The sequence below is a fragment of the Armatimonadota bacterium genome, from assembly GCA_022563855.1.
GTDB lineage: Bacteria > Armatimonadota > Fimbriimonadia > Fimbriimonadales > Fimbriimonadaceae > JADFMN01.
Genome location: JADFMN010000001.1, coordinates 166954 through 192219, shown reverse-complemented (window position 1 = coordinate 192219; position 25266 = coordinate 166954). Strand labels below are relative to the sequence as shown.

23 protein-coding genes are annotated in these 25266 nt (G+C 58.2%); 12 read left to right on the top strand and 11 right to left on the bottom strand.

Translation table 11 applies throughout. The features are described 5' to 3' along the window. Positions 1 to 77: 77 nt before the first annotated feature. Positions 78 to 2030: a PAS domain S-box protein gene (locus tag IH944_00860; protein ID MCH7903097.1), complete on the bottom strand. Its 1953-nt coding sequence runs from the start codon at positions 2028 to 2030 to the stop codon at positions 78 to 80. 195 nt (positions 2031 to 2225) lie between these two features. Here IH944_00860 and ispG point away from each other — a divergent pair, with 195 nt between their 5' ends. Both ispG and IH944_00850 read left to right on the top strand, forming a co-directional pair. After that, positions 2226 to 3446, top strand: a complete 1221-nt coding sequence (gene ispG / locus IH944_00855; protein MCH7903096.1) for a (E)-4-hydroxy-3-methylbut-2-enyl-diphosphate synthase — start codon at positions 2226 to 2228, stop codon at positions 3444 to 3446. 186 nt (positions 3447 to 3632) lie between these two features. Then, complete coding sequence (locus IH944_00850) at positions 3633 to 4475, top strand: isoprenylcysteine carboxylmethyltransferase family protein (GenBank protein MCH7903095.1); 843 nt, start codon at positions 3633 to 3635, stop codon at positions 4473 to 4475. A gap of 201 nt (positions 4476 to 4676) precedes the next feature. Here IH944_00850 and IH944_00845 read toward each other — a convergent pair whose 3' ends face one another. The 3 genes from IH944_00845 to IH944_00835 form a co-directional block, all read right to left on the bottom strand. Next, positions 4677 to 4997: a VOC family protein gene (locus IH944_00845; protein ID MCH7903094.1), complete on the bottom strand. Its 321-nt coding sequence runs from the start codon at positions 4995 to 4997 to the stop codon at positions 4677 to 4679. A 90-nt stretch (positions 4998 to 5087) separates the two neighbouring features. Next, positions 5088 to 6275: an aminopeptidase P family protein gene (locus tag IH944_00840; GenBank protein MCH7903093.1), complete on the bottom strand. Its 1188-nt coding sequence runs from the start codon at positions 6273 to 6275 to the stop codon at positions 5088 to 5090. A 21-nt stretch (positions 6276 to 6296) separates the two neighbouring features. Continuing rightward, on the bottom strand, positions 6297 to 6455 hold the full coding sequence (locus tag IH944_00835; GenBank protein ID MCH7903092.1) for a hypothetical protein: 159 nt from the start codon (positions 6453 to 6455) through the stop codon (positions 6297 to 6299). 73 nt (positions 6456 to 6528) lie between these two features. Between IH944_00835 and IH944_00830 the strand changes: the two genes are divergently transcribed. Next, the gene (locus IH944_00830) at positions 6529 to 7470 is read left to right on the top strand and encodes a WD40 repeat domain-containing protein (protein MCH7903091.1); all 942 of its coding nucleotides are present in this window, start codon (positions 6529 to 6531) and stop codon (positions 7468 to 7470) included. Positions 7471 to 7473: 3 nt separating this feature from the next. Here the strand turns inward: IH944_00830 and IH944_00825 are convergent, their stop codons facing one another. Beyond that, positions 7474 to 8136, bottom strand: coding sequence for a nitroreductase family protein (locus IH944_00825; protein MCH7903090.1), 663 nt, complete (start codon positions 8134 to 8136; stop codon positions 7474 to 7476). Positions 8137 to 8188: 52 nt separating this feature from the next. Between IH944_00825 and IH944_00820 the strand changes: the two genes are divergently transcribed. Beyond that, the gene (locus IH944_00820) at positions 8189 to 8956 is read left to right on the top strand and encodes a two pore domain potassium channel family protein (GenBank protein MCH7903089.1); all 768 of its coding nucleotides are present in this window, start codon (positions 8189 to 8191) and stop codon (positions 8954 to 8956) included. 323 nt (positions 8957 to 9279) lie between these two features. Here the strand turns inward: IH944_00820 and IH944_00815 are convergent, their stop codons facing one another. Then, positions 9280 to 10965: an amidase gene (locus IH944_00815; GenBank protein ID MCH7903088.1), complete on the bottom strand. Its 1686-nt coding sequence runs from the start codon at positions 10963 to 10965 to the stop codon at positions 9280 to 9282. Positions 10966 to 11279: 314 nt separating this feature from the next. On the opposite strand from IH944_00815, the gene IH944_00810 reads away from it, so the two are divergent. Together IH944_00810 and IH944_00805 are read left to right on the top strand one after the other, a co-directional pair. Next, a complete protein-coding gene (locus tag IH944_00810; GenBank protein MCH7903087.1) occupies positions 11280 to 11753 on the top strand; it encodes a hypothetical protein in 474 nt (157 codons plus the stop codon). A 23-nt stretch (positions 11754 to 11776) separates the two neighbouring features. Then, positions 11777 to 12493, top strand: coding sequence for a hypothetical protein (locus IH944_00805; protein MCH7903086.1), 717 nt, complete (start codon positions 11777 to 11779; stop codon positions 12491 to 12493). A 70-nt stretch (positions 12494 to 12563) separates the two neighbouring features. Here the strand turns inward: IH944_00805 and IH944_00800 are convergent, their stop codons facing one another. Beyond that, a complete protein-coding gene (locus tag IH944_00800) occupies positions 12564 to 13544 on the bottom strand; it encodes a DUF2330 domain-containing protein (GenBank protein MCH7903085.1) in 981 nt (326 codons plus the stop codon). A 77-nt stretch (positions 13545 to 13621) separates the two neighbouring features. On the opposite strand from IH944_00800, the gene IH944_00795 reads away from it, so the two are divergent. Genes IH944_00795 through IH944_00785 form a run of 3 tightly spaced genes read left to right on the top strand, consistent with a single transcriptional unit; the run spans position 13622 to position 15067 of the window. Then, positions 13622 to 14194, top strand: a complete 573-nt coding sequence (locus tag IH944_00795) for a DUF4166 domain-containing protein (protein MCH7903084.1) — start codon at positions 13622 to 13624, stop codon at positions 14192 to 14194. Then, positions 14191 to 14694, top strand: coding sequence for a hypothetical protein (locus IH944_00790; GenBank protein MCH7903083.1), 504 nt, complete (start codon positions 14191 to 14193; stop codon positions 14692 to 14694). Before IH944_00795 ends, IH944_00790 begins: the two co-directional genes overlap by 4 nt. Then, positions 14687 to 15067, top strand: a complete 381-nt coding sequence (locus IH944_00785; protein ID MCH7903082.1) for a hypothetical protein — start codon at positions 14687 to 14689, stop codon at positions 15065 to 15067. Before IH944_00790 ends, IH944_00785 begins: the two co-directional genes overlap by 8 nt. A 33-nt stretch (positions 15068 to 15100) precedes the next feature. Here IH944_00785 and IH944_00780 read toward each other — a convergent pair whose 3' ends face one another. The 3 genes from IH944_00780 to IH944_00770 all read right to left on the bottom strand — a co-directional run bounded on the left by IH944_00780 (position 15101) and on the right by IH944_00770 (position 20057). Next, positions 15101 to 16045, bottom strand: coding sequence for a PD40 domain-containing protein (locus IH944_00780; protein ID MCH7903081.1), 945 nt, complete (start codon positions 16043 to 16045; stop codon positions 15101 to 15103). 47 nt (positions 16046 to 16092) lie between these two features. Next, a complete protein-coding gene (locus tag IH944_00775) occupies positions 16093 to 18795 on the bottom strand; it encodes a hypothetical protein (GenBank protein ID MCH7903080.1) in 2703 nt (900 codons plus the stop codon). Positions 18796 to 18860: 65 nt separating this feature from the next. Continuing rightward, entirely contained in the window at positions 18861 to 20057 is a 1197-nt protein-coding gene (locus IH944_00770) for an acyl-CoA dehydrogenase family protein (GenBank protein ID MCH7903079.1), read from the bottom strand. An 87-nt stretch (positions 20058 to 20144) separates the two neighbouring features. Here IH944_00770 and IH944_00765 point away from each other — a divergent pair, with 87 nt between their 5' ends. The 3 genes from IH944_00765 to IH944_00755 all read left to right on the top strand — a co-directional run bounded on the left by IH944_00765 (position 20145) and on the right by IH944_00755 (position 24920). Then, the gene (locus IH944_00765) at positions 20145 to 21239 is read left to right on the top strand and encodes an SMP-30/gluconolactonase/LRE family protein (protein MCH7903078.1); all 1095 of its coding nucleotides are present in this window, start codon (positions 20145 to 20147) and stop codon (positions 21237 to 21239) included. A gap of 53 nt (positions 21240 to 21292) precedes the next feature. Continuing rightward, the gene (locus IH944_00760; GenBank protein ID MCH7903077.1) at positions 21293 to 23866 is read left to right on the top strand and encodes a hypothetical protein; all 2574 of its coding nucleotides are present in this window, start codon (positions 21293 to 21295) and stop codon (positions 23864 to 23866) included. 418 nt (positions 23867 to 24284) lie between these two features. Continuing rightward, the gene (locus IH944_00755) at positions 24285 to 24920 is read left to right on the top strand and encodes a hypothetical protein (protein ID MCH7903076.1); all 636 of its coding nucleotides are present in this window, start codon (positions 24285 to 24287) and stop codon (positions 24918 to 24920) included. 94 nt (positions 24921 to 25014) lie between these two features. Here IH944_00755 and IH944_00750 read toward each other — a convergent pair whose 3' ends face one another. Continuing rightward, positions 25015 to 25239, bottom strand: a complete 225-nt coding sequence (locus IH944_00750; GenBank protein MCH7903075.1) for a hypothetical protein — start codon at positions 25237 to 25239, stop codon at positions 25015 to 25017. Positions 25240 to 25266 lie beyond the last annotated feature (27 nt).

Genomic DNA, 25266 nt, shown 5'->3' with positions numbered 1-25266 from the left:
GCACTATGTGAAACCCGCCTCAATCGATCGGAATCATGGAGCCCAAGAGCGATTCTACACGGCAGTCTACAAACTCGCTAGACCTTGTTGGAAGAAAACGTCAAATCACGAATCTGTGCGAACAGCCTTTGGATGTCGAACGGCTTGCTGAGGTACGTCTGAGCGCCGGCCGAAAGGAACGTGTCTTGGGTCGCATGACTGGCGTCGGCGCTCACAATGATCACTGGGACTTCTTCAAGCTCCGGATCGAGCCGAAACGATCTGATGAGTTCTGGTCCGGTCACGTCCGGCAGGTTCACATCCAGCAGGATTACATCAGGCGTGCGCTCGCGGGCGGCGGCCAATCCTTCTGCCCCCGTATGAGCTGAACGGAGGGTCCAATTCGGCTGTGCTTCGAACGCCCTCTCAACCAAGTTGATGCTTGGTATATTGTCTTCGATGAGCAGAATGTCGAGGGGCGTGGATGTCGAAGGTTGGCGCGCGACGCCGTTGTCGATCGTCTGCGCGGCATCGTCGCTCCGCATCGCCCTTGGCAGCAAAAGGCTCACGGTCGTCCCTGCGCCCTCCGTCGAACTGATGTCAACGTGTCCTGACATCTCTGCCATCAGTCCGTTCGTCAGGGCCAGCCCCAGCCCACTGCCTTCTACTCGAGTAGATTCGGCGCCGAGACGTTCAAACGGAACGAAAAGGTCTTGAAGCTTGGACTCGGGAATCCCTATTCCGGTGTCCTGAATTACCACGGCGACCAGGCATTCATTGCTAGTGTCAACTGTAATGGTCACGCTCCCATTCGGTTTGTTGTATTTGACCGCGTTGGACAGCACGTTGAGGAAAACCTGCCCCAACCGCTGTCGATCGGCGAGCACGTACAGATCTTCAGACAGATCTTTAGGTGGAGTGACGATAAGGAAACGTTCGTTCGCAAGCGGCGCGATCAACTCCAATGAATCGTTGATGCATTGTACTAACTGGACGGGTTTGATCGTTGCGGCTAGCTTCCCGGCCTCAATTCGCGAGATATCTAGAATGTCGTTGATCAGTTCCAGGAGATGGTGCCCGCCTTTCAAAATATGGCGCACAGATTCGAGATCCTCCCCGTCAAGATCGCTCATCTCGAGAACTTGTGCGAATCCCAGAATCGCGTTCAGAGGGGTTCGCAATTCGTGGCTCATCCTCGATAAGAACTTGCTCTTCGCCTCGTTTGCCTGCTGGGCTTCCTTCGTCTTCCCGCGAAGCGCTTGTTCTGCCATCCTTCGCCTCGTAATGTCACGGCAAATGCCGTTGAACATCCTTTCTCCGTCGACCTGAATCTCGGAAATCGTGATCTCGATCGGGAAAGCAGTTCCGTCGCTGCGCTTGCCTTCGACTTCTCGGCTCTTGCCGATAACGTAGGACTCGACGCCAGGCTGAGCGTGCTCAAGATATTTCTGATGATCTCGCCCAACCTCCTCTGGCATGAGGATAGAGACATCTTCTCCGACTAGCTGCTCCGAATCGAAGCCGAACATCTTTTGAGCGGCTGCGTTGATCGAGGCGATCTTGCCGCGAGAGTCGATTGTGACGAACGCCTCGACGGCCGTCTCAACAACCTCCGTGTACAGCCTCTGTGCCCGCTGGGCCTCTTGACGAATCAGGACGTGCTCAGTCGTATCGTGTGCGACGAACGCCAAGTACTGCGCTCTGCCGTTTTCGTCTTCTACCAAGTGTGACTCGATTGCTAGCCACCGCGATTCGCCCTCACCGTTGAAGTATTCGTATTCAGCCGTCGCAATCCCGTTCCTCAGCGTCTCTTCGATGAGCTCTCTGACCGTTGCGGGATCGGCAGCCTCGCCAAAAGGACAATCCGGCAGGCCTCGACCGAAAACCTCTCCGTGACTGTATTTCAGCACGTCACTGGCGTTGGGCGGGACGTAGATAACCCTGTACGGCGGCCACGGCTCTGCAACGATGACAACGGTGCGGGACTGCCGAAAAATGGTCTCTCTGATCGCCTCAAAACTGAACGAAGGTTGGTCGAGATTTGTGTTCATGAACTCAGTCGCTACCTCTACCTGTGGCCGCTGGATACAAGTGCCGCTCGAAGGAGCGCCTATATCATATGCTATAATCGGTTGTGTAGCGCGTAGTCTACATTGTTCCGGTGTTGGATTATGCGGATTTACACGGAGTCAACGTACGTTTCCCAAGCCGAATCGCGAAATGCCCGTAGAATACGGTTGAGAGGCATGAGTCTCAAGACGAAATTCGAACGAAGAGCGACCCGAACTTGCACGGTGGATTCAGTCCAGATCGGCTCCGACCACCTCGTGGTCGTGCAATCCATGATCACGGCAGAGACGCGCGATATCGACGCATCCGTCGAGCAGATCATCGCGCTGCACAAGGCGGGAAGCGAAATCGTGCGGGTCACTACCCCGACTCTTCAAGAGGCGCAGTGTCTGGAAGAGATTGTTGCGAAAGTCAGCGAGGGTTATCGCAAGGTGCCGCTGACGGCCGACGTTCATCATCAAGGCACGAAGATCGCCCTCGAAGCGACCAAGCACGTCGACGAGATTCGCGTCAATCCGGGCCTGTTCGTATTCCGAAAGCACACAGGGAGGGAGGATTATAGCGAAGAAGAGCACAAAGCAGAGCGGAGCGCTATCGAGGAAACTTTCGTGCCGGTGGTCGAGGCGTGCAAGGCCCGCAATCGCGCAATGCGCATAGGCGTCAACCACGGCTCGTTGAGCGAACGAATGCTCGTGACATTCGGCAACACGGTGGAAGGAATGGTCGAGAGCGCGCTCGAGTACGTCCGACTCTGTGTCGAACACGGATTCTGGAATCTGAACATCAGCGCGAAGGCCAGCCGGGTTCCGATCATGATCGAGGCGAATCGGCTTTTGGCGATGAGGCTGGACGAAGAGGGGATGAACTTCCCGCTGCACTTGGGGGTCACCGAGGCCGGCGACGGACAGTACGCTCGCATCAAGTCGACAGCAGGCATTGCGACGCTGCTGTCGGAGGGGATCGGCGACACGATTCGCGTCAGCCTGGCAGAAGATCCGATCAACGAACTGCCGGCGTGCTATGAAATCCTGCAAGCTCTGGGCCTGAGAAAGACGCAGGTCGAATACATCGCCTGTCCGTCGTGCGGCAGGACCAAGTTCGACCTTCCGACTGTGTTGCGTGAGGTCAGAGAGGCCACAAAGCACCTTGTCGGCTTGGATATCGCCGTGATGGGCTGCATCGTGAACGGTCCAGGCGAGATGGCCGATGCAGATTACGGATACGTCGGCGCTGCCGGGGGCAAGATCACGCTGTATCGAAAGCGCGAGCCGGTCAAGCATGGAATCCCGCAAGAACGCGGCGTCGAAGAGCTTGTCGCGCTGCTGAAAGAGGACGGAGTCTGGACGGAGCCGACACAAGCTGCCAGAGCGGTGACGCCTTTAACCGTACGAAACTAGAGGATTTCGTAGACCAGCGCTTTCGTGTCAGCTTGACGGCACTGAGGCCACTCCAGAAAAAAGAACCCGATTCCCCGTCCTAGTCCATCTCGAAGTGGCACAATCTGAAGTCACGGTCTACAAGGTCGATTCCGGTGTTATGCTCGCCAGCGTATATCAGTCTTGGTTTGCTTGAGTTGAAAATCTATGGCACGAGTTCTTGCACTCATATATGGGTTTCTTTGCTACGTCGTTTGCTTGGCGACGCTACTTTACGCGATCTGCTTCGTAGGCAACATCACGCCGATCGAAATTGGCGGAACAAACTGGGTGCCGCGAACGATCGACGTTGCCGCTTCGACGGTTGCATCGGGCGTGATGGGCTGGATTCTGAACTTGATTCTTTTGAGCGGGTTCGCCCTGCAGCACTCCGTGATGGCCAGACCGTCATTCAAGAAGATTTGGACGAAGGTTGTTCCGAAGGCGGTTGAACGCAGTACTTACGTACTGCTCAGTTCGTGCGTTCTGATCCTGTTGTTCGTATATTGGGTTCCGATGACGAATCCAATCTGGACGGTGACGGGCCCGCTTGCGACGGTCATAAATGCAGTGTTCTTCCTCGGGTTCGGGATCGTCGCACTCTCGACGTTCATGATCAACCACTTCGACCTGCTGGGTCTCAGGCAGGTAGTGGACAACCTGCAGGACAAGGTGAGAGACGGCGAGACGTTCGTGACGACCGGGCTGTACAAACTCTGTCGCCACCCGATCATGCTGGGATTCATCGTCGCCTTCTGGGCCGCACCCGCGATGACGGTAGGCCACATGCTGTTCTCAGTCCTGACGACGGCGTACATTTTCGTAGCGATCGTGTTCGAAGAGAAGGACCTGACCGATCAGTACGGCGACACATACCGGGAGTACAAGAAATCGACGCCCAAGGTCTTTCCGTTTCGCCGCGGGCAGCAACCATCCGAGCCGGTCACGAATGCGGTCGTCAAACCTCGCTCGCATGAGGCGAAGGAGAAGGAAACGACCTCGACGGGCTAACTATCCTTGGACTGAGAGACGCAGAATCTGAGGCCGTACGGGTCCGTGACGAACGCCTGTTCGTCGGCATTCATCCCTCCGCACTCGCAGTGTGGAGGGTACGAGTCCCAGAATGTGAACCCTCCATACGACACGAATTGAGGGACGAAGCCAGAGCGGTGGCGCCTCTTGCCGTAAGATTTCAGAGCGATTGTCGGCCGACTAGCCCTCCTTAGACTGAGACACGCAGAACCTAAGGCCGTACGGGTCGGTCACGAACACCTCGTCTCCCTCTTCGTCATCTTTCTTGCATCCATGTTCGACCAAGTAGTCGGTCGCAGCCGGGACGCCGTCGACCAAGACTTCGAAGCAGATCGGAGCGTCGTCTTCGCACAAATACAGCTTGAGCGCGCCGGTCTTCAGCTCGACGTATTCGTCCCACCTTTCGCCGACCTCAAAACCGAGCACATCGACGTAGAACTTCTCAGCGGCTGTCATGTCGCTGACCCCAATGGCGATGCAATCGCTAGTCCGAAACCTCATCCGCCCATTTTACTGGAGGTATCGGAACGTTTGTGCTGACAGGGAGGGCGAGCGTCCCCGCGAGCCGCGCTCTCGTCCCCGACACAGCCCTCAGATTATCGTATCGATCGTGATCTGTCGTTCGCTCATGAACTCGCAACCGTCGTCGGTGACCACGACGATCTCTTCCAGCCCGAGGTATCCGCGTTCGGGGAGCATCACGCCTAGCTCCAGCGTGTACACCTCGTCCTTCTGGATCGGGATCATCGGTGTGTCGCCGTACCGCTGCCACTTCGGGCCGAGGATCGCGCCGCCGTCGTGCGCGACGCGGCCGACCTGGTGGCCGAGCGCGTGCATGTACTCGTCGTAACCGCTCTCGACGATCGACTTGCGCGCAGCGGCGTCGACCATCCATCCCTCGACTCCAGGGCGCAAAACATCTGCAGCAGTCGTGATCGCCAGGTTGACGGCATCGCACGCCTGCACAACATCATCTGGAACTGAGTCACCGACGAACCAGCACCGCTGGATGTCGCTCGAATACCCGTCCACGATCACGCCGAGGTCGATGTGGAACACGTGCCCCGGCTGAAGCGTGATGTCCGGCGAAGGCTTGCCGTGCCCGACCATCGAGTCGGGGCCGCTGTTGACGATCGGGTTGCCGGCGCGATCCCATCCGTAACCCCAGCCCTTGTCGTCGATGTACGCTTGTGCCTGTTCGTATATTGCAACCTCTGAAACCCCTACCGAAGCAAACGACTCGATCAGACCGAACACCAGGTCGCCGCACTTGATCGCAAGCTGGAGTCGCTCGATCTCCGCGGGCGTTTTCTGTCCGCGCAAAGACATGACGATCTTCTCGGCGCTGACCAAAGATCCCTGGAAAGAAGTACCTGCCAAGTAATCGACAAGCAGAAGGTACATCCCGTGAGAAAGCCCGTCGGCCTTCACGTCGTTCGTAGAGAAGTTGACCGCGATCTTCGGCTCCGGACCGCAGACTCGGTCCAAGACCTCCAGCAGCGGCTCGCGGATGCTCTGCACATACGGCACGACCTCGTCCCAATCGCCTGAGGCCTTGATCGGATCGGCGTCGTAGTTGCCGACTACCGCGATCTTACGCCCGTCTCGAGTAATGATCAGCGCGCTCTGCCAGGTCAGCCCGCCGGCGAGGATCAGGGGAAGAACGGGATCTCCTCCTAACGCGGTCTCGCGGTCGAACACCATCCAGGCGTCGAAGCCCGAATCTCGCACCAATCGAACGGCCTGCGAGAGTTTTTCAGCGGTCAGCGAAGTCGCCATGCCGTCGGCAAGCGTACCTACTCAGGCCCGAAGAGGGAAGAGAACCAGCGATGCTACAGCCCCGCGCCGGAACAGCTTCAACAACAGCGCCCATGCGAACTTGACCAACCTGATCAGCGCCTCGAACGACGTGAAAAGCTTCGCCAGTGTCAGCAGAAACTGGAAGAACGCTCGTATCATAACTGTAGCGTCTTATCGCTGCGAGCCGTTTTTCGTTGCAGCAAGCGGCAATTTCGGGGCAAAAAGAACGAAAGTGAAAACAGATCACGTCAACAGCAGTGAGAGAGATAAGAGCGGTCTTCTCATGTCAGAAGCTCACACGAGCTTCCCTGGACACCTCGGCGGCATCCGACTGATTGAGTTTTCACCGGACTGCCGCCGTTTTTTGTCTGCCGACCTGAGAATGGGCGTTTCGGTTTGGGAGGATGGCGTCAAGGTCAGGACCTACGAGTTCGCCGATGACGACACCAAGAGCAGCGCCTACAGCCGCGTCCACGCAATCAACGTAACTCCAGATGGTCGGTATGCTTTCGTCGCGGCTGGACTCAAGATACGGTGCATCGACCTCGAATTCGGGTACCTCTCCTGGCAGTACCGTGCCCCGAACATGTTCGGTTTCATCCGCACGGCGCCGCGTGCCCTCGCAATCAACAAGGAAGGCGAAATACTCGTGTCGTTCGACAGCGGCACGCTCGAAGTGTGGACGCCCGACGGTCGACAGCGCGCTCGCTGGCGAGCCAACGACTCGCCGATGATGCTGGCGGGGCTCCCCGACGGGAACCGGTTCGTCGGGTCGGACGGCTACGGGCTCTCCATATGGGACGTGGCGGATCGCGCGCGAATCTTGGCAACGCACACAGATATGAAGGTTTACGGCCTTGCGACATACAAGAACAGTGACAAAGTGCTGCTGCGCCTGCCTGGTCGTCTGGCCACGTTCGATGTGTTCGCGGAGCGGTTGCGGAACGACGTCCACATCCTCCCCGGATTGCCGTACGTCGACGTAACCAGCGACGGAGATCGAATCGTCCATGGAGAGGGAAGGGATGCCGTTCTGCTCGACGGCGGTCTAAATTATGTGATGACGTTCACTGCCTCAGAAAACCGGATCATCACTGCGAAGTTTGTGCCCGACCAGCGCCAAGTCGTGCTGGGTCTGGACGACGGCAGCATAGAGTGGCAGGATTACGAGTAGCGACTAAACAAACTCAGCGACTTCCGAGAGCGGCTTGCGTGCGAGATCCGGCACAACGCAGTCGTCTGCAGGGTAGCCAACCGGCATCAACACGAACGGCTTTTCGTTCTTCGGCCGGTTGCAGACCTCGCGCAGAAACGTCATCGGCGCTGGCGTGTGGGTCAGCGTCGCCAGCCCCGCCTTGTGCAGGGCCTGAATGAAGAACCCGACCGCGATGCCGACAGATTCGGTCATGTAGTAGTTCTTCGCTCTCGTGCCGTCGGGCAGAACGTCGTAATCGCGCCGAAACACAACAACTAGCCAAGGGGCCACTGTCAGGTAGTTCTTGTTGAAATCGGTTCCCAGCGGTTCGAGCGCCTCAAGCCACTCTTTGGGAGCAAGCTTGTCGTAGAACTTTCGTTCGGCCCGCTCTGCTTCCACTTTGACCCTTGCACGCACGTCCTTGTCTTGGATCGCCACAAAGTGCCATGGCTGTTTGTGTGCTCCGCTCGGCGCCGTACTGGCAATCTTGATCGCCGTTTCGATCATCTCTCGCGGCACGTGATCCGGTGAGAACTGCCGTACGCTGCGTCGGTTGTCCGCGATCTTGAACTCCGCCTGTAGCGTGGCAATTCCTCGTTCAACAGGTATCCGTTCGGGTCGATAAGGAATGGGAGAGTAGCTCATTGCGCGAGCCGGAGGATACCAGCGTGCGCCGGTATGCCACGATAGGGAAGAGATGGCAGCGGAACGCCGATCGCACTTCAAAACGCTTCTGAGGGGCGAGGAAGACATGCAGCGGCTGAGCTACGAGCGGTTGACGCTTTTGGCCGCACTTATGATGCTTGCGCCGGCGATCGTCGGCGAAATCATCAAGGCGCCATCCCTCGATCTGAATGAGGGGGTTGGCCGTTGGTTGTTTGTGAGCACGGTAATCATCGTCACCGCGAGCTACTACTTCGTCAACTTCTTCATCGCTCGGACGTTTCAGCGCTCGGGGCACGCGGGACGATGGCCTATTCGGATCGCGACGGTTTCGGCGATCATTGCGATAGCTAGTTTCGTGCCTGGCTCGTTCGGATTCGGTGAAAGTTACGCCAAGGTGCACGAAATCATAGGCGACCTCGGTTTCATCGGCATGGGGTTTGTCAGCGCCTACGCGATCGGGTTCGACTTGGTAAAAACAACCGTTGTCAGGGCACGGGAAGTTTGGGGGAGCATCGCGCTTTACTTGATCGTGGGCGTCTCCTTCAGCTACGTGTACGGGATACTTGCACAGATCAATCCGGAGGCGTTTTCCGAGTTCTTCGAGACGGGGATGGGCTCGCGGCCCGACCTCATCTACTTCAGCTTCGTGACGCAGATGTCAGTCGGATTTGGCGACATCATCCCGGTGTCGCAGCTCGCCCGCAACTTAGTGATCCTGCACGGCCTGTTCGGCATCCTGTATCCGCCGATCCTGATCGCGAGGCTGGTCAACCTGCGCTTCGCCGGGCAGTCCGACTAGCTGGCTACGTCGCAAACTCACGGGCTGATGCACCATTCATCCCCAGCCATAGAGCTACGATGTGAATGAGGCGAACGGCGCGATAGCCCGTGAACAACACCGCAGATACGATATTTTTGGCCTAGCCCGGTGTCGCAGGATCCTTTCCTTCGTCAAGCTCAGGACGGGCTCGCTCAGGATGACGCGCCACCCTCCATTTGTGGGTTCGGGGGTTCGGAAGTTCGGAAGTTCGGAAGTTCGGGGGTTCGGATTTGTTCGGGTTTGTTCGGGAAACTACCAACTGCAAGCTACCAACTGCCAACTGCAAACTCCCCTCCAAGGCGCTACAGGCCGGACAAATCTGGGCGCAGTTTATAGAACCCGGTCTCTTGCTGCATTCGCCACGCGACTTTGCACATCGTGGCTTCGTCGTACAGGCGCCCGAACAACGACACGCTCCTTGCCCGGCCACGATCGTCCTCGCCGTAAGGCACAAGCAGCTGCGGATGCCCTGTGCGGTTCGTGATGAGCAGCGGATAGCTGCCTCGGCCTGGCGCGATGAGCACGTCCAAGTCGCCCAGCTCTTCCTCGAACTTCCGCATCACCACGGTCCGCGCTCGCATCACTTGCATGTACTCGACGGCAGTGACGTACCGATGTGCGCGGAATATCTGTGGCCAGCGGCTGTTCTTCAGGTCGTCGATGTCGTCGCCTAGCGTAAAGTCGTCAAACGCGGCCGCGCACTCGACCGACAGATCGATCATGATTCCCTCAGGCAGATTGGTGAACTCCACGTATTCGGGCTTCGCCCCCATGCTCTTCAGCAGCTCGATGTAGTCTTCGTACTCGACATCTCCGTCGAGCTCGCCGAGCGCATCGCCATCGGATAGAAGGCCGATCTTCAACTGGCTGAGATCAACGTCGCAGTGCCAATGGAACGGACGGTCGACAGATCCTGTGTCTCTGGGGTCGCCGCCTTGGATCGCGCTGAGGACGAGCATGCAGTCTTCTGCGGTTCGGCACATCGGGCCTGCCTTGTCCATGCTCCAACTCAGCACCATCGCGCCGTAGCGGCTGACGCGGCCGAACGTAGGCCTTAGACCGGTGACCCGACAGCGGTGGGACGGCGATATGATCGAGCCCTGGGTCTCCGTGCCGATTGTAAACGCAACCAGTCCAGCGGCCATTGCAGACCCCGGCCCAGCGGACGAACCGCTCGAACCCTGGCTCGGGTTCCAAGGGTTCTTCGTCCGTCCTTTATGCCAGTGGTCGTTCATCGCCAGGGCGCCCATGCTGAGCTTCGCGCAACAGATCGCGCCTGCTTCGGACAGCTTCTCGACGACCGCTGCATCGTAATCGAAGACCTGCGAAACGTGCGGCTCCGATCCCCAGGTCGTTGAATAGCCAGCGACGGAAAAGAGGTCCTTGATCCCGTACGGAATGCCGTGGAGCGGACCGCGGTAATCGCCGGCCATGATCTCCTTTTCTGCCTGCTTTGCCTGCTTTCGAGCGTGCTCGGGCAACGGCGTGATGACGTTCAGCAGTTTCACGCCGTATGCATCGAGCCGTTTGATGTAAACCTCGGTCAGCTCGACGGGCGACATCTTCCTCTGCTTGATCAGCTGACTCAGTTCGGCGACCGTCATGAAGGCGAGGTCTTCGTCCGTAGCTGGCCGTTCTAGATCCGGCATGGCGCGGTGTTGACACGACATTGCCCGCGACGGGGACGGCTGCTTGCCGACTGGCACGAACGGGGTAGGCGGTGGAACAGAGTTGTCGATCTGCATCTCCCGTATCGCCTCATAGCCGTCGCGATACCGCTGTACGCTTCGCAGCACCTCGCCGCGCTCTTCATCGGTGAACTCGATCCCGACCATCTTCTCCAGGGTCTTGAGGTCGTCGAGCGTGATGTCGCTGGTCTGCTGCTCGGGCTGCTGGGCCGAAGCGACGCCTGGCACCGCCGGTGCAACCGCCGCTATGAGAATGCCTTTGAGGACTTGCTTGCGCGTGAATCTGGTTTCTGTCGGCATGGTTGGTCTCCGGGTGCGAAGCTATTCTACTGCTGGAACCCAATCCACGCACAAGAGTTCCAGATTTACGAGTATCAGGCAGAGCGCGCTGGGCGCTGTGATTACCGTTGAGGAAGCTTCGCCGAGGACGACGGCTTCGGTTCAGCGGACGTGAGGAAGAACTAGGCGCTGCCCTGGCTGCTCGATCTTTGCCTCGACTAGACAGCAGCTCGCCGTGTTGGGCGGAGGACAGCCCGGACGACATCGCCGTTATTGGCGCAGGAATGTGACCCTGCGCTTGCAACCGTGCGAGGGAGCCTGGTATAGATTCGTCCATGGGACGAAATATCGGCGGGGGCTGCGTTGGCTGCTTGGCGTACTTCCTTATCAGTAGCATTATCGTTCTTGCGATCGCGTTCATCTTGTCTGCCGAGGGTGTTATCGACACGGAGACGAAAGCCCCGACATCGGCGTTCCTCGCCGTTCTCGCAGTGGTCACAGCATTAGCGGCGTATTTGGCCGGAGCCATCACCCGAGCGATCAGCAAGTCGCCGATTGCCGTATACGTGGTTGCAGGCCTCTTGACGATCGTTGCGCTGTATCAGGTGTTCAATGAACCGAATCCCGCACAGCTTGAACAGCTCGAAACGTTGGGTGATTCTTGGTTCGCAGCTGTCCAATACGCCAGTCTGAATTCGCCGACTTGGTTCGGAATCGTGACTCTTTTGTTGATGCTCGCAGGTTTCGCGATTGGTGGACTGAATTCTGGAGACTTCAAGAAACAAGATGAGCCGCAGCCTGTTGAGTAGTTTCCTCGAATAGAATCACGCCCGTGCTGGCAACCAGTTTGATCTTCAGTGTCGCTCTTGTCGCCGCACCCGTCGCGCAAGACGTTCCCAAGCACGTCGTGACGACGCAGGCCAACCGGCTCGAACAGCAGTCGTGGAAAGATCGCCATGCGCAGAAGGTAGAAGTGACCAAGGCTGGCGGCGTTGAGCTGGCGTTCCTCGGCGATTCGATCACCCACAGTTGGGAGAACGGCGGCAAGCCGATATGGGATAGGTACTACTCCCACAGAAAGGCGGCGAACTTCGGATTCAGCGGCGACCGCACGGAGCACGTCCTCTGGCGGCTCGACAACGGCGAGTTGATCAGCCTCCAGCCGAAGGTCGTCGTCATCATGATCGGGACGAACAACATGGGCCACGGCTCATCGACTCCACAAATGACCGCCGACGGAGTCCGGGCGATCGTGAACAAGCTCCAGAACGAGATCAACGGCGTGAAAATCCTGCTGCTCGGCGTGTTTCCGAGAAGTTTGAACGCGGGGGACAAGATTCGCAAAGACGTCGCCGAGGCGACGCGGCTCTTCAGCCCGCTCGGCGAGCGCAAGAACGTCGAGTTCCTCGACATCGGCAAGTACTTCCTGCGCCCGAGCGGCGAAATCCGCACGACAATGATGCCCGACAGGCTCCACCCAAACGTGAACGGCTACGAGATCTGGGCGCAGGCGATCGAGCGAACGCTCAGCCGAATGCTGGGCGGGTAGCAAGAGTTTCTCTTGACAAAACGGCTGGCACCGCACTGCGACCGCAGGTTCCGTTCCTGACCAAGTGGGATCATCTTGCATTAGCTTTGCTGCGGCGCCAGGCGACGATAATGACTACCGCTACTATCCCTGCCAACAGAGCGAATGAGGCCCACATCGACAGTAACGGCTTGAATACATGGAACGCAAGATCGCTGTCATATCCTCGCTCGGTACGATTGTTATGGAAGACCGTGACCATCGCGTTCGACGGAAAATCCGTATCTGCGAGTCCGAGCTGTTCTTCCAAGCGCTCTTGTGTCTCACCCGGCAGCCGGCCTGACCACAGGATCTCAGCTTCCCATTCGGCGCTGTTGTCCTGATACTGCGCACTTGCTTTGCCGCTCGCGATAAAGTAGAGCGCCAGTGGGCGGTAGTGCGGGTCCGGCCAAGTATCCGTCGGCATCTTGTAGGGGTAGAACGGCGCATCGGTGTCGAACGAGATCCGCAGAGCCTCCGTCTTCGGTTCATTGGCGTCCGACTCTCGGATGAACTTCAACGCCGCGAAAAACCAGTCCATCTTGGAGTAATGGTCGAGCCACTCTTCCATCGCCGGGCGCGAGTCGTACTCGTTCTCTTCGAGCCATGCGAGCATCGACTTGCCGTCCGTAGCGGTGAGGATCGTGACCTCGTAGTCGCCGACTACGTACTGTTCGATAACCTCGACTCCATCTGCATCATCGTCAGAATCAGTGCCCTCGCTTTCAGCGCTGTCCGCTTCCGGGTCTCTCGGAATCAACGACTCGAGGAGATCAAATGCCGCGACATCTGCCTCTGCGACCTCCGGGTGCGATGGCAGCGGCACGATGAATCCAAAATGCTCGGCTTCACCGTCGAACGACGCTTGTCGGATGAAGTGTTCCCGTTTCTGCTCGGCGTTCCAGATGATGATCGCCTTCTCATCGACCAGAGTGACCGGTTGGGCAGTTGCGTACGCCATGCAGCACGCGTAGCCGACCGTCATTGCAAGAACAAGTGAAGCAGCCGCAATCGCTCTAACCGTTACCCTCATAACTTTGAGCATATCACAATCCAAGGCTGTTCCAAGACCTCTAATCATTGTCTCAAGACCACTGCGCCCATTGCGCGATGGTAACCTTTGAACCGATCGAGGCGAGGATCGTTCTGACTGTCAAAGAACCGCGGTGTACTTATCAGGAATGTCTTGGGCCTGACGCTTGGTCCGGCCTGCCCGAGGCCGTGCGTGACGCGCTGTCGTGCCCCATGCGGGCGGAAGGGAAGGCGGACGTCGTCAACGGCGCGTCATGGGTCTCCCGGTGGCTGGCGCGCTTGTGCGGTTTGCCGAGAGAAGGGAAGAGCCAAACGCTGACCCTGGAGACTTCTTGGGACGGCGACAGGATGGTCTGGCGGCGTGTCTTCAACGGTCGAGCGTTTCTTTCCAAACAGCTCATCACAGCAGGGCGCGTGACTGAGTCGGTGCGGTTCTCACAATTAGAGTTCGTAGTCGAGACCGACGGATCGAAAGTGATCTTCAAATCAGACCGTGTCACAGTTTTTGGCATCGCTCTACCTCGTGCGGTAAGGCCGGTCTCAACCGCTACATTGCAGCCCGCAGGCAAAGGATGGCAAGTGAAGGTGTCGGTAACAGCGCCATTGGTCGGGCTGTTGTGCGAGTACGTAGCGCAAACTGAGAAGAGATGAACGTCGCGATTTGGATACTGCTGGTGCAGGCGTCGCTCGGGACGTTCGACACGCTGTACTACCACGAGTACAAGCTCAAACTTGCGCACGCCGACCACACAGGGATCGAGCTCCGCCTCCACGCCGCGCGGGACTTCGCGTACGCCATCATCATCGGAACTCTCGGATGGGTGACCTGGCACGGCGCATGGACGTACGTTCTGTTCGCGCTTCTGATCGCCGAGATCGTCATCACGATGTGGGACTTCGTCGAGGAAGACAAGATTCGCAAGCTGCCGCCCGGCGAGAGGATCACGCACACGATCATGGGAATCGTCTACGGCGGGTTCCTAGCGTTCCTGCTGCCAGAGATGTGGGCGTGGTCGCACGAGCCGCTCGGGTTCGGCGAGGCGTACCACGGAATCCCGGCGTGGATTCTCTCCCTGATCGCGGGTGGCGTTTTCGCATCCGGCGTCCGCGACCTGGTTGCGAGCCTGCGTCCTCGGGGTGCGAGTGGATAAGTTTCGGCCTTGGTTTTACGCCGCTGCGGCGTACAACTTGCTTTGGGGTCTCGGGGTCATCGTGTTCGCGCAGCAGGCAATCTCGATGTGGTCCTTGCAAGAGTTCGTGTCGGTGCCGTTCTTGCAAGTGCTCGGGATGATGGTCGGGGTGTTCGCGTACGGCTACTGGCTCGTCGCGCGCGATCCTGTTCGCTACGCCGATTTCATCTGGATCGGCCTGGCGGGGAAGCTGTTCGGAATCAGCGGGTTCCTGTTTTACGCCTTCTCTGGCGTGCTGCCGTGGAATATGGGCTGGATGATCCTGTTCAACGACGTCGTCTGGCTCCCAGCGTTTGTCCTGTTCCTGGCCGGAAGTCGGAAGTCGGACGCCTGATCAACTCGTTGACGCGCTGTCGATCAGCAACTTCTAGCCGGGGACGTCGTACCGCCAGAGATTTGACTCCCTCGCTTCGATCGTCTTTATGAACCGTTCGTCCGTACCGTCAACCCGGATTTCCCATACCTCCCGCAATACCCCTCTTTCCGGTTCGCGAAGGAACTGGATTTGGCCGTTCGTCACCCATTTGGGATAATGGGCTTGTTTGTCCGGGTGTGACAATAGTCTCTTACCTGTTCCGTCGGTGTTCATGATCCAGATGCGCTGTGACATGTACAGAGCAGGAAGCTCTTGATAAATGTCGCCTTTTGCCGGATCTACGGCGGGCAACTCTTCAGGATTGGCCGAGAAAACTATTTGCCTGCCGTCCGGTGACCAGGACGGCGCAAAGCACGAATAATCGGGCGTCGTAAGCCACGTTTTCTCGAGACTGGAGTAATCGAAGAGCGCGATTCTCTTGTTAGAGATAGAGTGCTTCCCACTGCCCATCACTAGCAGCAACTGCTTACCGTCTGGCGAGAACGCGATGCTTTGGTCGTAAATTATTCGATCCTCCGCATAACCGTCAGGTCTTGCGAATGACTTGGACAGCTTCCGGATTTCTCCGGTGACGACACTTACATCAAAGAGCGGACTGCCGCTCGCATCGATTGAGGCGCTCCTTTCGAAATGACCTTTGAAGAAGAGGACGTGCACACCGTGCGGGGCCCACCGTACGATCGAGGGGTAGACGTACTCTTCAGAGATAGTGCTCGACTTCGTCAAATGGGGATACTCGCCGGTGAAGAGATGTATCGTCGTCTTGCGATCTCTACTGATCGCATAGAGGCTGACGTCTGATCCATATCCGGATGATCTACCCGTGACTTGCGAGGTCGCCTCGATCGTGTACGCCCCCCAAGACCCGTCCTGATTCCACACGATCTCCGGTGCAGTTTGCGCTTTGACGAAGAGTAGAATCAGGATTGCCAGCACGGTTTCCTCAAGTCTAGAACGTCCCCATCCTCAGATCGCTTCTCCGATCATGCGTAAGCTCTTGACGGCGGTGTTTCCGCCCCCGGGTCTTCGATTCTTGAGATGAATAGAATCCAGAACACGCTGCGCGGGTCTGAGTCAAACGCTTCGTGCACTGCGGCTTTGAATTCTGAGGGACCGTACTCGTCGGTGATGAGATTCGAAGTCCCGCTACCATAAGAGCCGTGGATGCTGGTGCTTCCAATGATGACGGTCGACGATACGCTGGGCAACGAATCGCTTCGGTACCAATGCGAGGAGTAGAACGTCACGGAAATGTCGATGCCCGTGCCGTCGCCATCGCGCGACAGTTCGATTCGGAACCGGAGAGTCTCCTTCTTCTGATCGGCTATGGCGTGATTGATCGCCGCGACCAGAGCCGTCGACGTCAACGTCCTGCCTTCCAGCGCCATGATCCGACTCGCGATGCTCCGTCCTTCCTCGCCGCCGCCCGTTACGCTCACTGAACGGACTGAGCAAGAGAGCCTCTTCGCTAGATCGTAGATCTCGTTTCTGCGTTCGGCATACGAGTCGCCATTGTCCAGTTGGTCCAGCACGGCGCCGAGGGCTGGCAGCCCTTTGGCTCTCAGGGCGTTCAGTGCCGCCGACCTCGACGCAGAAGTCTTACCGTTCAACGCGCGATCGATCAACGGCCTGACGACGTCGTAAGCCAACGTGCCGACGTCGGGTTTTTGCGGCAACGGTAACTGAGGCAAGCCGACGGACTCCCGCCACGTATTTCTGAAGCGAATCGCCTGAGAGCGCTTTGCGAACTGCGAAGGCGCGTCCGAGTACGGATACTTTTCTGGCCAGATTATCGCGAGCCTTACTGCCGCATACTCGCTGACCCTTGCGTCGCGCAGCGAAACTTCCCGGCCGTGCAGGTTATAACCGGACAGGGTGCCGATATCGCGCTCTTCGTCCCTTAGGAGCTCGACAATAACCTTCTCGGTCAACGCCTCGAAACCTGGGTCGAGATTCGGAGCTTCGTCAGTCTGCGTTCGGTAGGGTGGGGCGATCCAGCCGAGCGCGTCGATAAACTGAATCCGGGCATCAACGGACATGAGTGGCCGAGCTTTGGCCAGCAATTCGAGCGCGTCGATGCGACCCGTTTCGAGGAGAAAGTCGACCAGGTCGCTCTGGCCCCAATCGAGGTCTTCATCTGCGATTACTCTCTCCCACTCCGCGATCATCGCTTGCGTCGCCGAGTCGGCGTCTCGCACAGCGACCAGCTCCGCCGCCGCAAGCCGAATCTCCTTGTTTGCGCCAGTTATCATGTACTTTCTTGCGAGAGCGAAGGATTCATCTGATGCTATGAGGCCGAGAACTTTCACGAGCCGGCTGGCTGAGTAAAGGTTGCCCTCGTCTCCGTCGGCGCTTTCGATCACGTTTGCAATGCCGGCTTCTATCGCGCTCACGGCGACGTCTGGATACGCCCGAGCGAGTCGCTCGGCCTGCGCGATAGCATCCCGACCTCCGTTCTTGACTCCATCGATGAGGACCTGGCGCTCGCCTTTCAGCTGGACGTCGGCCCACCACGCTTTGACGAGGTCACGCTCTGCGCGGGCGTGCGCCTCAGCGTCATAAGTACCGTCTCCGCCCATCGTGTACTCCACGTAGAACCATCTGTTCGCGATCTTCCACAGAACGGCCTTCACAACGTCTCTGACACGCGCTGTCGTTGCAGATATGATCCTCATGCTCGCATTGCCGCGGACGAACCGTTGGTCGTCCATGGAGTCGATCAGTTGCGGCACGGCGTCGAAGCCGATCTCGACAAGCTTTTCCTGGGGAGTCACGGCGACGGCGTCTGGATCAAAGTTCCAATTGAAGAACTGGGGCATTCCCTTTGAAAACATCACCCACCCGTAAGAGTCGCGAAGCCTGAAGATGAGTTCTGATATCCGCTCTTCCTGCGTAAGGTCTTCGAGCGTGATCTGGGGGGTTGCCGCGTGCTCTTTGTCCTCTGCAGCCATCATCGCGTAGGTCGCGCCAGCCTCCTTTGCGAACTCAATATCTTCGCTGTCGTTGAAGTTATCGACGAACCACGCAAACCGCTCTGCCAGATGATGGCGAGTGACCGACAGGTCGTCGGCACTAAAGACGATGGTCCTCAGGGCGGACTCTGCTATTACGTCTTTAATCCATTGCTCCGGAGTTTGGCTCTGCCACGACCATGAATGCATGTCCTCAGTCAGGATGTGCTGGAAAAATCTAGTCGCAAGCTCGGACTTGGATCGCGCGCGCAACGCACGGGAGAGAACGAACACCGCGGCATCGAACGTCCGAGGATATACGCTATGGTATCCGAATCCGTCGATGTACCTTGTGTTCAGAGCTGTCAGCCGGGCCCTCGCCCACTGCTCGATGTTGATCGGGACCACTTCGTAAGTCGAGCTGTCTGTATAGCTGCGCGATCTCGGCCACTTGGAGCGGCTGAGGTCCATTTCGAGAATCTCGCCCCCAGCGGCACTGCTTTTGATCAGAAAGCCATATCTGGAGTAGACGCGCGGTTTTGGATCCCAGTCGTTGTGCGTCGTCTCGTCGATCCTGACGAATTCGCCGGTGAGCACGACGTCGTAGCCCAGCGTGTCGAACCACTTGTACAGGTCGTCCTGCTCGTCCTGCTGAGTCTGGCCGGAACCCGCGGTCGCCAACAGCGCTCCCGCTACCCCTACCCATTTCCCAAGAATCCTATGTAGTCTCCGCATTGTGCCCCTCTCAACTCTAAGACTACCTGGGCGTATGAAGGGTTCGGGCTTGTCGGGGTTCTTGTCTACTCGAACGGCCAGGTGGGGATGTTCTTGTTCAGCGGTTTGTCCTTGCGCATGCCCAGCTCGTACTCGGCCTGTAGGATCGTGTGGATCTCGTGGGTGCCCTCATAGATCATCGCCCCGCGCGAGTTCCGCAGGTACCGCTCGACGGGGAACTCGTCGCAGTAGCCGTACGCGCCGTGTATCTCGACCGCCTTGTGCGCGGCGTCGAACGCCGCCGCGCAGTTCGTCCACTTCGCTAGGGAGACTTCCCGCGTGTGGCGTTGGCCGGTGTTCTTCATCCAGCCGACCTTGTAGTACAGCAGCCGTCCGATCTCGCGCCCCTGAGCCATCGACGCGATCATCTGCTGCACCAGCTGTTTCGAAGCGATCGGCTCGCCGTCAACCTTCCGATCATTCGCATACGGCACGCACGCGTCAAGGCACGCCTGGATAATCCCGACAGCGCCCGCTGCAACCGTGTACCGGCCATGGTCCAAAGCCGACATCGCGATCTTGAAACCCTCGCCCTCGTCGCCGACGCGATTCTCAAGCGGAACGCGCACATCATCGAAGAATATCTGCCCGGTGTTTCCCGCGCGCACGCCGAGTTTCCCCTTGATCGGCTTGCTCGAAAACCCGTCCAAATCACGCCGAACAATAAAAGCGCTCATCCCGCGCGCCGGAGAGGACGCCTCAGGATTAGTCACCGCCATCACCAAGAACTGATCCGCATAGTCCGAAAGTGAAATCCAAGTCTTCTCGCCGTTCAGAACATAAGAGTCTCCATCGCGAACAGCGCGGGTCTTGATGTTCACCGCGTCGGAACCGGCCGACGGCTCAGTCAAGGCAAAACCACCAACCAGTGAGCCCTTGGCCAGAGAGGGAAGCCACCGCTGCTTCTGCTCCTCAGACCCCCACTGCATCAGCGTCAGACAGTGCAACCCGCTGTGCACCGACATCACCACCCGCGCAGAGGTGTCAGCGCGCTCCAGCTCTTCGCAGACGATGCCGAGCGAGATGTAGTCCGTGTCCTGCCCGCCGTACTTGGCAGGAACGCTCATGCCGAGCAGCCCGGCATCGCCCATCTTCTTCAGCGCGTCCGGGTCGGACTCCTGTTTGCGGTCCAGCTCTGCGATCCCCGGCGTGATCTCCTGCGCTGCGAACTTGGCGGTGGATTCGCGCACGAGACGGTGCTCGCTTGACTCTGCGAAGTGCATACGGCTAGTTTAGACCGCCAGCCGAAACGCCCCGGTACTCATGGATCGGAAACGATTTTGGCGACAAAGGGAGTATTGTCAGATGAGATGGGACGAAGAGTGATGTTGTGCCTGTTGGCGCTGGCGGGGAGCCTGAGTGCGACCGCCCACCCTGGAACCGGTCTCGTCATCGACAAAGACGGGACGATCTACTTCGTCGACAGCGTCCGCAATCGAATTATGAAGTTCAAGGACGGGGAGTTGAGCGTTGTGTTCGTCGATCCTTCGGGCGAAAAGCTCAGGTATCCGCACCACCTCTTTATGACGAAGGGTGGTGACTTCGTCACGGTCGGCGACAACAGTCAAGCTGTCATGCAGATCACGAAGCAGGGAAGGGCGACGCCTTACTTTCCGTCCATCATGCGGAAGCAGCCTAAGCTGGGTCTGGGCGGCGACCCGATCGCACTCGCCCCTGACGGTTCGCTCGTGTTCATTCGAGCCGATCAATTTACATCCTCGAAACTGTTCCGGCTTTCCCCCGACGGGACGGAGAGCTTCTTGGCAGGAGGGGCCAAGGGACACGCCGATGGTCGCGGAGCGGACGCGCGCTTTGGCAGCCTTCACTTTTCCGGGATGACGTTCGGCCCCGACGGAGCGCTCTACATGACCGACAGCGGCACGATGGTGCGCAAAGTCGACGTCGAGGGAAACGTAACGACTATCGCCGGCTCCACCGAGCAGGGATATAAGGACGGGAAGGGAAGCGATGCGCGTTTTCGAGGCGCAGTCGGTCTGACGGTCTTAAAGGACGGGACGATCTACGTCGCCGAGTACGGAAACAGGCGAATCAGGAAGATAACTCCTGACGGAAACGTCTCGACGGTCGCAGGGAGCGGAGATTATGGAACGAAGGATGGCCCCGCGCTTCAGGCGTCGTTCCAAGACCTTTCGGGGGTTGCGGTCGGCCCTGACGGAACCGTCTACACATACGAGATGGGGGATCGCGACAGACCTCGGATCAGAAGAATTACGAAGGCAGGGAAGGTCGAAACCGTCGTTTTCATTCCCGCTGCAACCGGCGGTGGACCGTGGCTTGCAATCTTGGGGCTGGCCGGCATTGCCGTCGGCGGGTACCTGTTCGTCCGCCGGAACGCAGCGCGCAACGCACTACAAATCGACCATCGGCCCACCGTTGTCCCCTAAAATATCCGCTCTTCCGAAACGTAACAGTTGATTCGGGTGTATTCTCAGTCGCTATGAGATGGCTCGTTGTTCTCGCTCTTTCGCTTTCCACCATTTCGTTCGCCCAAGGTCCTGTTGCTCGAGCAACCGGCCTTAGTCAGTTTCTAACGGAGCTTTCGCCGCGCGAGCTGGGGCCGACGACGATGGGCGGACGCGTCAGCGATCTGGCGGTGTACGAAAAGGATCCGCGCATCTTCTTCGTTGCGACCGCGTCCGGCGGAGTTTGGAAGACGACGAGCGCAGGCGTGTCGTTCTCCCCGGTTTTTGAGAAGGAGGGAAGTTCTGCAACTGGCGCAGTGGCCATCGACCAGAACAATCCCGATCTCGTCTGGGTCGGAACAGGCGAGCAGAACAGCCGCAACTCATCGTCGTGGGGCGACGGCGTGTACAAGTCGACGGACGGCGGCGCCACCTGGACGAACATGGGGCTGGCCGAGACGAAGCACATCTCAGAGATCATCATTCACCCGGAGAACTCGGACATCGTATTCATCGCTGCGCTCGGCCACCTATGGGGCGAGAACGAAGAGCGGGGAATCTACAGAACGGAGGACGGCGGCCAGACTTGGGAGAAGATCCTTTACGAGGGGCCGCGATCTGGCTTCATCGACCTCGACATGAGCCCTTCCGACCCTGACACGCTGCTCGCCGTGAGTTGGGAGCGCATGCGATGGGCGTACAAGTGGGCCAGCGGCGGCGAGAGCAGCTACATATACAAGTCGACCGACGGAGGCGATACTTGGAAGAAGGTGATGGACGGTATTCCCGGCGGCGACACCGGCCGCATCGGCATTAGCATCATGCACAGCAAGCCGAGCATCGTGATCGCAACCGTCGAAAAGGCGCGCGAGGGAACAGGCCGGGACCGGAAGCAGATCGGCGGCCTCTTCAAGAGTACGAATGGTGGCAACAGCTGGGAGAAGATCAACGACATCAATCCAAGGCCGTTCTATTTCAGCATGCCGATGCAGGATCCGCTGGACGAAGATCGCATCTACGTTATCGCGACGAGCTTCCATTTCAGTGAAGACGGCGGCGAGACGTTCAAGACAATGAGCATGCCGATCCATGTCGATCACCACGCGATTTGGATCAACCCGACGGACAGTAATCACATGATCATCGGCAACGACGGCGGCGTAGCGCAAACGCGCGATCGCGGCGTGACGTGGGACCACCTGAACAACCTGAGAGCGGCGCAGTTCTATGCGATCGGAGTCGACATGCGAAAGCCGTACTGGGTGTACGGAGGGCTGCAGGACAACGGCTCATGGGCCGGACCGACGCAGACGATGCAGGGTGGCGTGGTCTCGAGCGACTTCTATCGCGTCGGGGGCGGCGACGGGTTCTATGTACAGGTCGATCCTAACGATTGGCGATTCGTGTATTCAGAGAGCCAGGGCGGCCGGGTCAACCGACTGAATCAGCAGACCGGTGAGCGGCGCTCCATCCGCCCGCGCGTAGCGCAAGGTGAGCCGAGATTGCGCTTCAACTGGAGCACGCCGATCCACATCTCCCCGCACAACAGCAAGATCATCTACGTCGGCAGCCAGTACTTGCACCGGAGCCTTGATCAAGGCGACGTCTGGCAGACGATCAGTCCCGACCTAACGACTGACGACGAAGACAAGCAGAGCCCACGCGCAGGAGTCACGCCAGAAGACACCGGCGCAGAGCGGCACTGCACGATTACGTCGATCAGCGAATCGCCGATCACGCCGGGGCTTCTCTGGGTTGGCACCGATGACGGAAACCTGCAGATGAGCAGGGACGGCGGACACACCTGGACCGATCTCACGGCCAGCATCCCCGGCCTCCCGGCGAACACCTGGGTCAGCCGCGTACGAGCCAGCAAGTTCAACGAAGGCCGGTGCTACGTGACGTTCGACGGACATCGCAACGACGATTACACTCCCTATGTTTATGTCACAGACGACTTCGGCGAAAACTGGGAGAACATCACGAGCACGATCCCGGACGGCAACTCCGTCTACGTCATTGTAGAGGGCGAGCAGAACGAGAACTTCCTCGCGGTAGGCACGGAGTTTGGGCTGTTCATGTCGCTCGATCGAGGGATCATTTGGCACCGTTACGAGACAGGGAACTGGCCGACGGTACGGGTCGACGACTTGGTGATCCACCCCCGAAACCTCGACCTCGTAATCGGCACCCACGGTCGTGCGCTCTGGATCGTGCCGGTGGATGCGCTCGAGCAGCTGACGAACGACAACCTCAGCGAGGACGTGTTCCTGTGCGAACCGCAGTCCGTCCTTCTCCTTGGCTATACGACCAGACGGAGCTGGAGCGGCAACCGAACGTTCGTGTCGCCTAACTCCCAGCCGTCGGCAAGCATCTACTACTTCTTGGCCGACGCGACCGAAGAGGATGTGACGATCACGATCCTCGACGCAGCAGGAGAGCCGGTAGCCGAACTCGAAGGCAGTGGCGACGCAGGGCTCAACAAAGTCAGATGGGTTCCGCGCCGCCGCCGCAGAATCGTCGAGGGAATGTACAAAGTCGTGCTGACCGTCGGCGATCTAGAGAGAACGACGTCCATCCGAGTGGAGAGCGTCAGCCTGCAGAATTGACTGCCAATTGCTCCTTCGACCGTCCTGCGGCCGGGCGTCAGATCAGTACTTGGGTGAAGTGTCAATCGTGTGTTGAATGCTTGCGGTCATGTTGTTCTCCTTGCGAGACGAAGCTCGCAGCGGGAGAGCGGAGTCGAAGCAAGAAGGGAGAACAACTGTCGTAGAATGCCGTTCAGGAGGAAGATATTGGCGAAGTACGACCCGATTTACCTGAAGAGGTTCGAATGACATTCGAACAAGTGTCCGATCTTGTTGGCGGCCTCCCCCAGTCAGCGTACAAGTATCGTGCTTGGTGGGAGAACGAACGATCTGGATCGCACGTACAGGCCCATGCCTGGATGGGAGCAGGGTTCTTGGTCAGTGAAGTCGATCTAGCAAAGTACGTATTATTCGTCAGAGGAGAATCATCCTGACCGAATTGAAGCCGCTGAACACCTACCGAGATGGGCACGAGTTCTCTCTAGAAGTACACGGTCCGTATTCTGCGAACGAGGCCTTGGAGTGCAAATATGCTGAACTGCCATGCGTCTACATCCAAACTGTCGATTTCAGGGGGTGGCTTGTACACTGGTACATCGGAGAATCGGGAAAGTCGTTCAGCGAGCGAATGAAGAGCCACTTGCGTATGTACCGAACCGGTGAGTTTGGGCTGTACAACTGGAACGCCTGGCAGGATGGCCGGCTCGAGAGGATCAAGCAGTCCTATTATCGCAAGTATACGAAGGAACTTCGTGCCGAGTTTGAGGCTGTGCGCGAAACCTACGAAGCGTCCATTCAGGATTCGATTTCACGGCTCCGAGTCTTCATCATCCCTCTGCCTGGCTGGTCAGCATCGAAGAATAAGAGAATCAATAAGGAGAATCGGACAGCTAGGATGAAGCTTGAGCAGGCCATCGGCCAGCAACTAATGAGTAATGGCCATCCTCCGGGCTGCGCAAGAGACTTGTACCCGCATGATCTTGACGAATACAGAAGGAAGGAATACCCGGAGAATTACGTAGCGCTCTTTCCAGAGACACCTATCTACGGCCTACCACGCCGTTTGGAGTTCTGAACCTAAAGCGGGATTTTGGAGGAGTGCCGGGCGGCAGGGTAGCCAACGGGAATGGCTAGTTTGTCATAATATATCTTATCAGAAGATAGGGCTTCTAGCTTGCCGCGAGGGATTCGGCCTGTAGGATCTTCTCTAGGTTGCTGACAGCCTTATCACAGGCGTCCAGCAGATCCTGCGCTCCGAGCTGTGCGTTGCGCGCGGCGTTCCACCGGACAAACAGGTACGCGCCAGCAACAATACCGGCCAGGGCCAAGATTGCAACCCACGGCCCACGTCCGCTGTTTTCAACCTGTTCCGCGCTGTTTTCCTGTTCGCTCATCGCACTATTGCCCCCGTAGATATCTTT

What these genes read in the sequence shown, in the direction of transcription:
- IH944_00860 (MCH7903097.1), bottom strand. Translation starts at nt 2,030, where the DNA reads ATGAACACAAATCTCGACCAACCTTCGTTCAGTTTTGAGGCGATCAGA.
- ispG (MCH7903096.1), top strand. Translation starts at nt 2,226, where the DNA reads ATGAGTCTCAAGACGAAATTCGAACGAAGAGCGACCCGAACTTGCACG.
- IH944_00850 (MCH7903095.1), top strand. Translation starts at nt 3,633, where the DNA reads ATGGCACGAGTTCTTGCACTCATATATGGGTTTCTTTGCTACGTCGTT.
- IH944_00845 (MCH7903094.1), bottom strand. Translation starts at nt 4,997, where the DNA reads ATGAGGTTTCGGACTAGCGATTGCATCGCCATTGGGGTCAGCGACATG.
- IH944_00840 (MCH7903093.1), bottom strand. Translation starts at nt 6,275, where the DNA reads ATGGCGACTTCGCTGACCGCTGAAAAACTCTCGCAGGCCGTTCGATTG.
- IH944_00835 (MCH7903092.1), bottom strand. Translation starts at nt 6,455, where the DNA reads ATGATACGAGCGTTCTTCCAGTTTCTGCTGACACTGGCGAAGCTTTTC.
- IH944_00825 (MCH7903090.1), bottom strand. Translation starts at nt 8,136, where the DNA reads ATGAGCTACTCTCCCATTCCTTATCGACCCGAACGGATACCTGTTGAA.
- IH944_00820 (MCH7903089.1), top strand. Translation starts at nt 8,189, where the DNA reads ATGGCAGCGGAACGCCGATCGCACTTCAAAACGCTTCTGAGGGGCGAG.
- IH944_00815 (MCH7903088.1), bottom strand. Translation starts at nt 10,965, where the DNA reads ATGCCGACAGAAACCAGATTCACGCGCAAGCAAGTCCTCAAAGGCATT.
- IH944_00810 (MCH7903087.1), top strand. Translation starts at nt 11,280, where the DNA reads ATGGGACGAAATATCGGCGGGGGCTGCGTTGGCTGCTTGGCGTACTTC.
- IH944_00800 (MCH7903085.1), bottom strand. Translation starts at nt 13,544, where the DNA reads ATGAGGGTAACGGTTAGAGCGATTGCGGCTGCTTCACTTGTTCTTGCA.
- IH944_00795 (MCH7903084.1), top strand. Translation starts at nt 13,622, where the DNA reads ATGGTAACCTTTGAACCGATCGAGGCGAGGATCGTTCTGACTGTCAAA.
- IH944_00790 (MCH7903083.1), top strand. Translation starts at nt 14,191, where the DNA reads ATGAACGTCGCGATTTGGATACTGCTGGTGCAGGCGTCGCTCGGGACG.
- IH944_00775 (MCH7903080.1), bottom strand. Translation starts at nt 18,795, where the DNA reads ATGCGGAGACTACATAGGATTCTTGGGAAATGGGTAGGGGTAGCGGGA.
- IH944_00770 (MCH7903079.1), bottom strand. Translation starts at nt 20,057, where the DNA reads ATGCACTTCGCAGAGTCAAGCGAGCACCGTCTCGTGCGCGAATCCACC.
- IH944_00765 (MCH7903078.1), top strand. Translation starts at nt 20,145, where the DNA reads ATGGGACGAAGAGTGATGTTGTGCCTGTTGGCGCTGGCGGGGAGCCTG.
- IH944_00760 (MCH7903077.1), top strand. Translation starts at nt 21,293, where the DNA reads ATGAGATGGCTCGTTGTTCTCGCTCTTTCGCTTTCCACCATTTCGTTC.
- IH944_00750 (MCH7903075.1), bottom strand. Translation starts at nt 25,239, where the DNA reads ATGAGCGAACAGGAAAACAGCGCGGAACAGGTTGAAAACAGCGGACGT.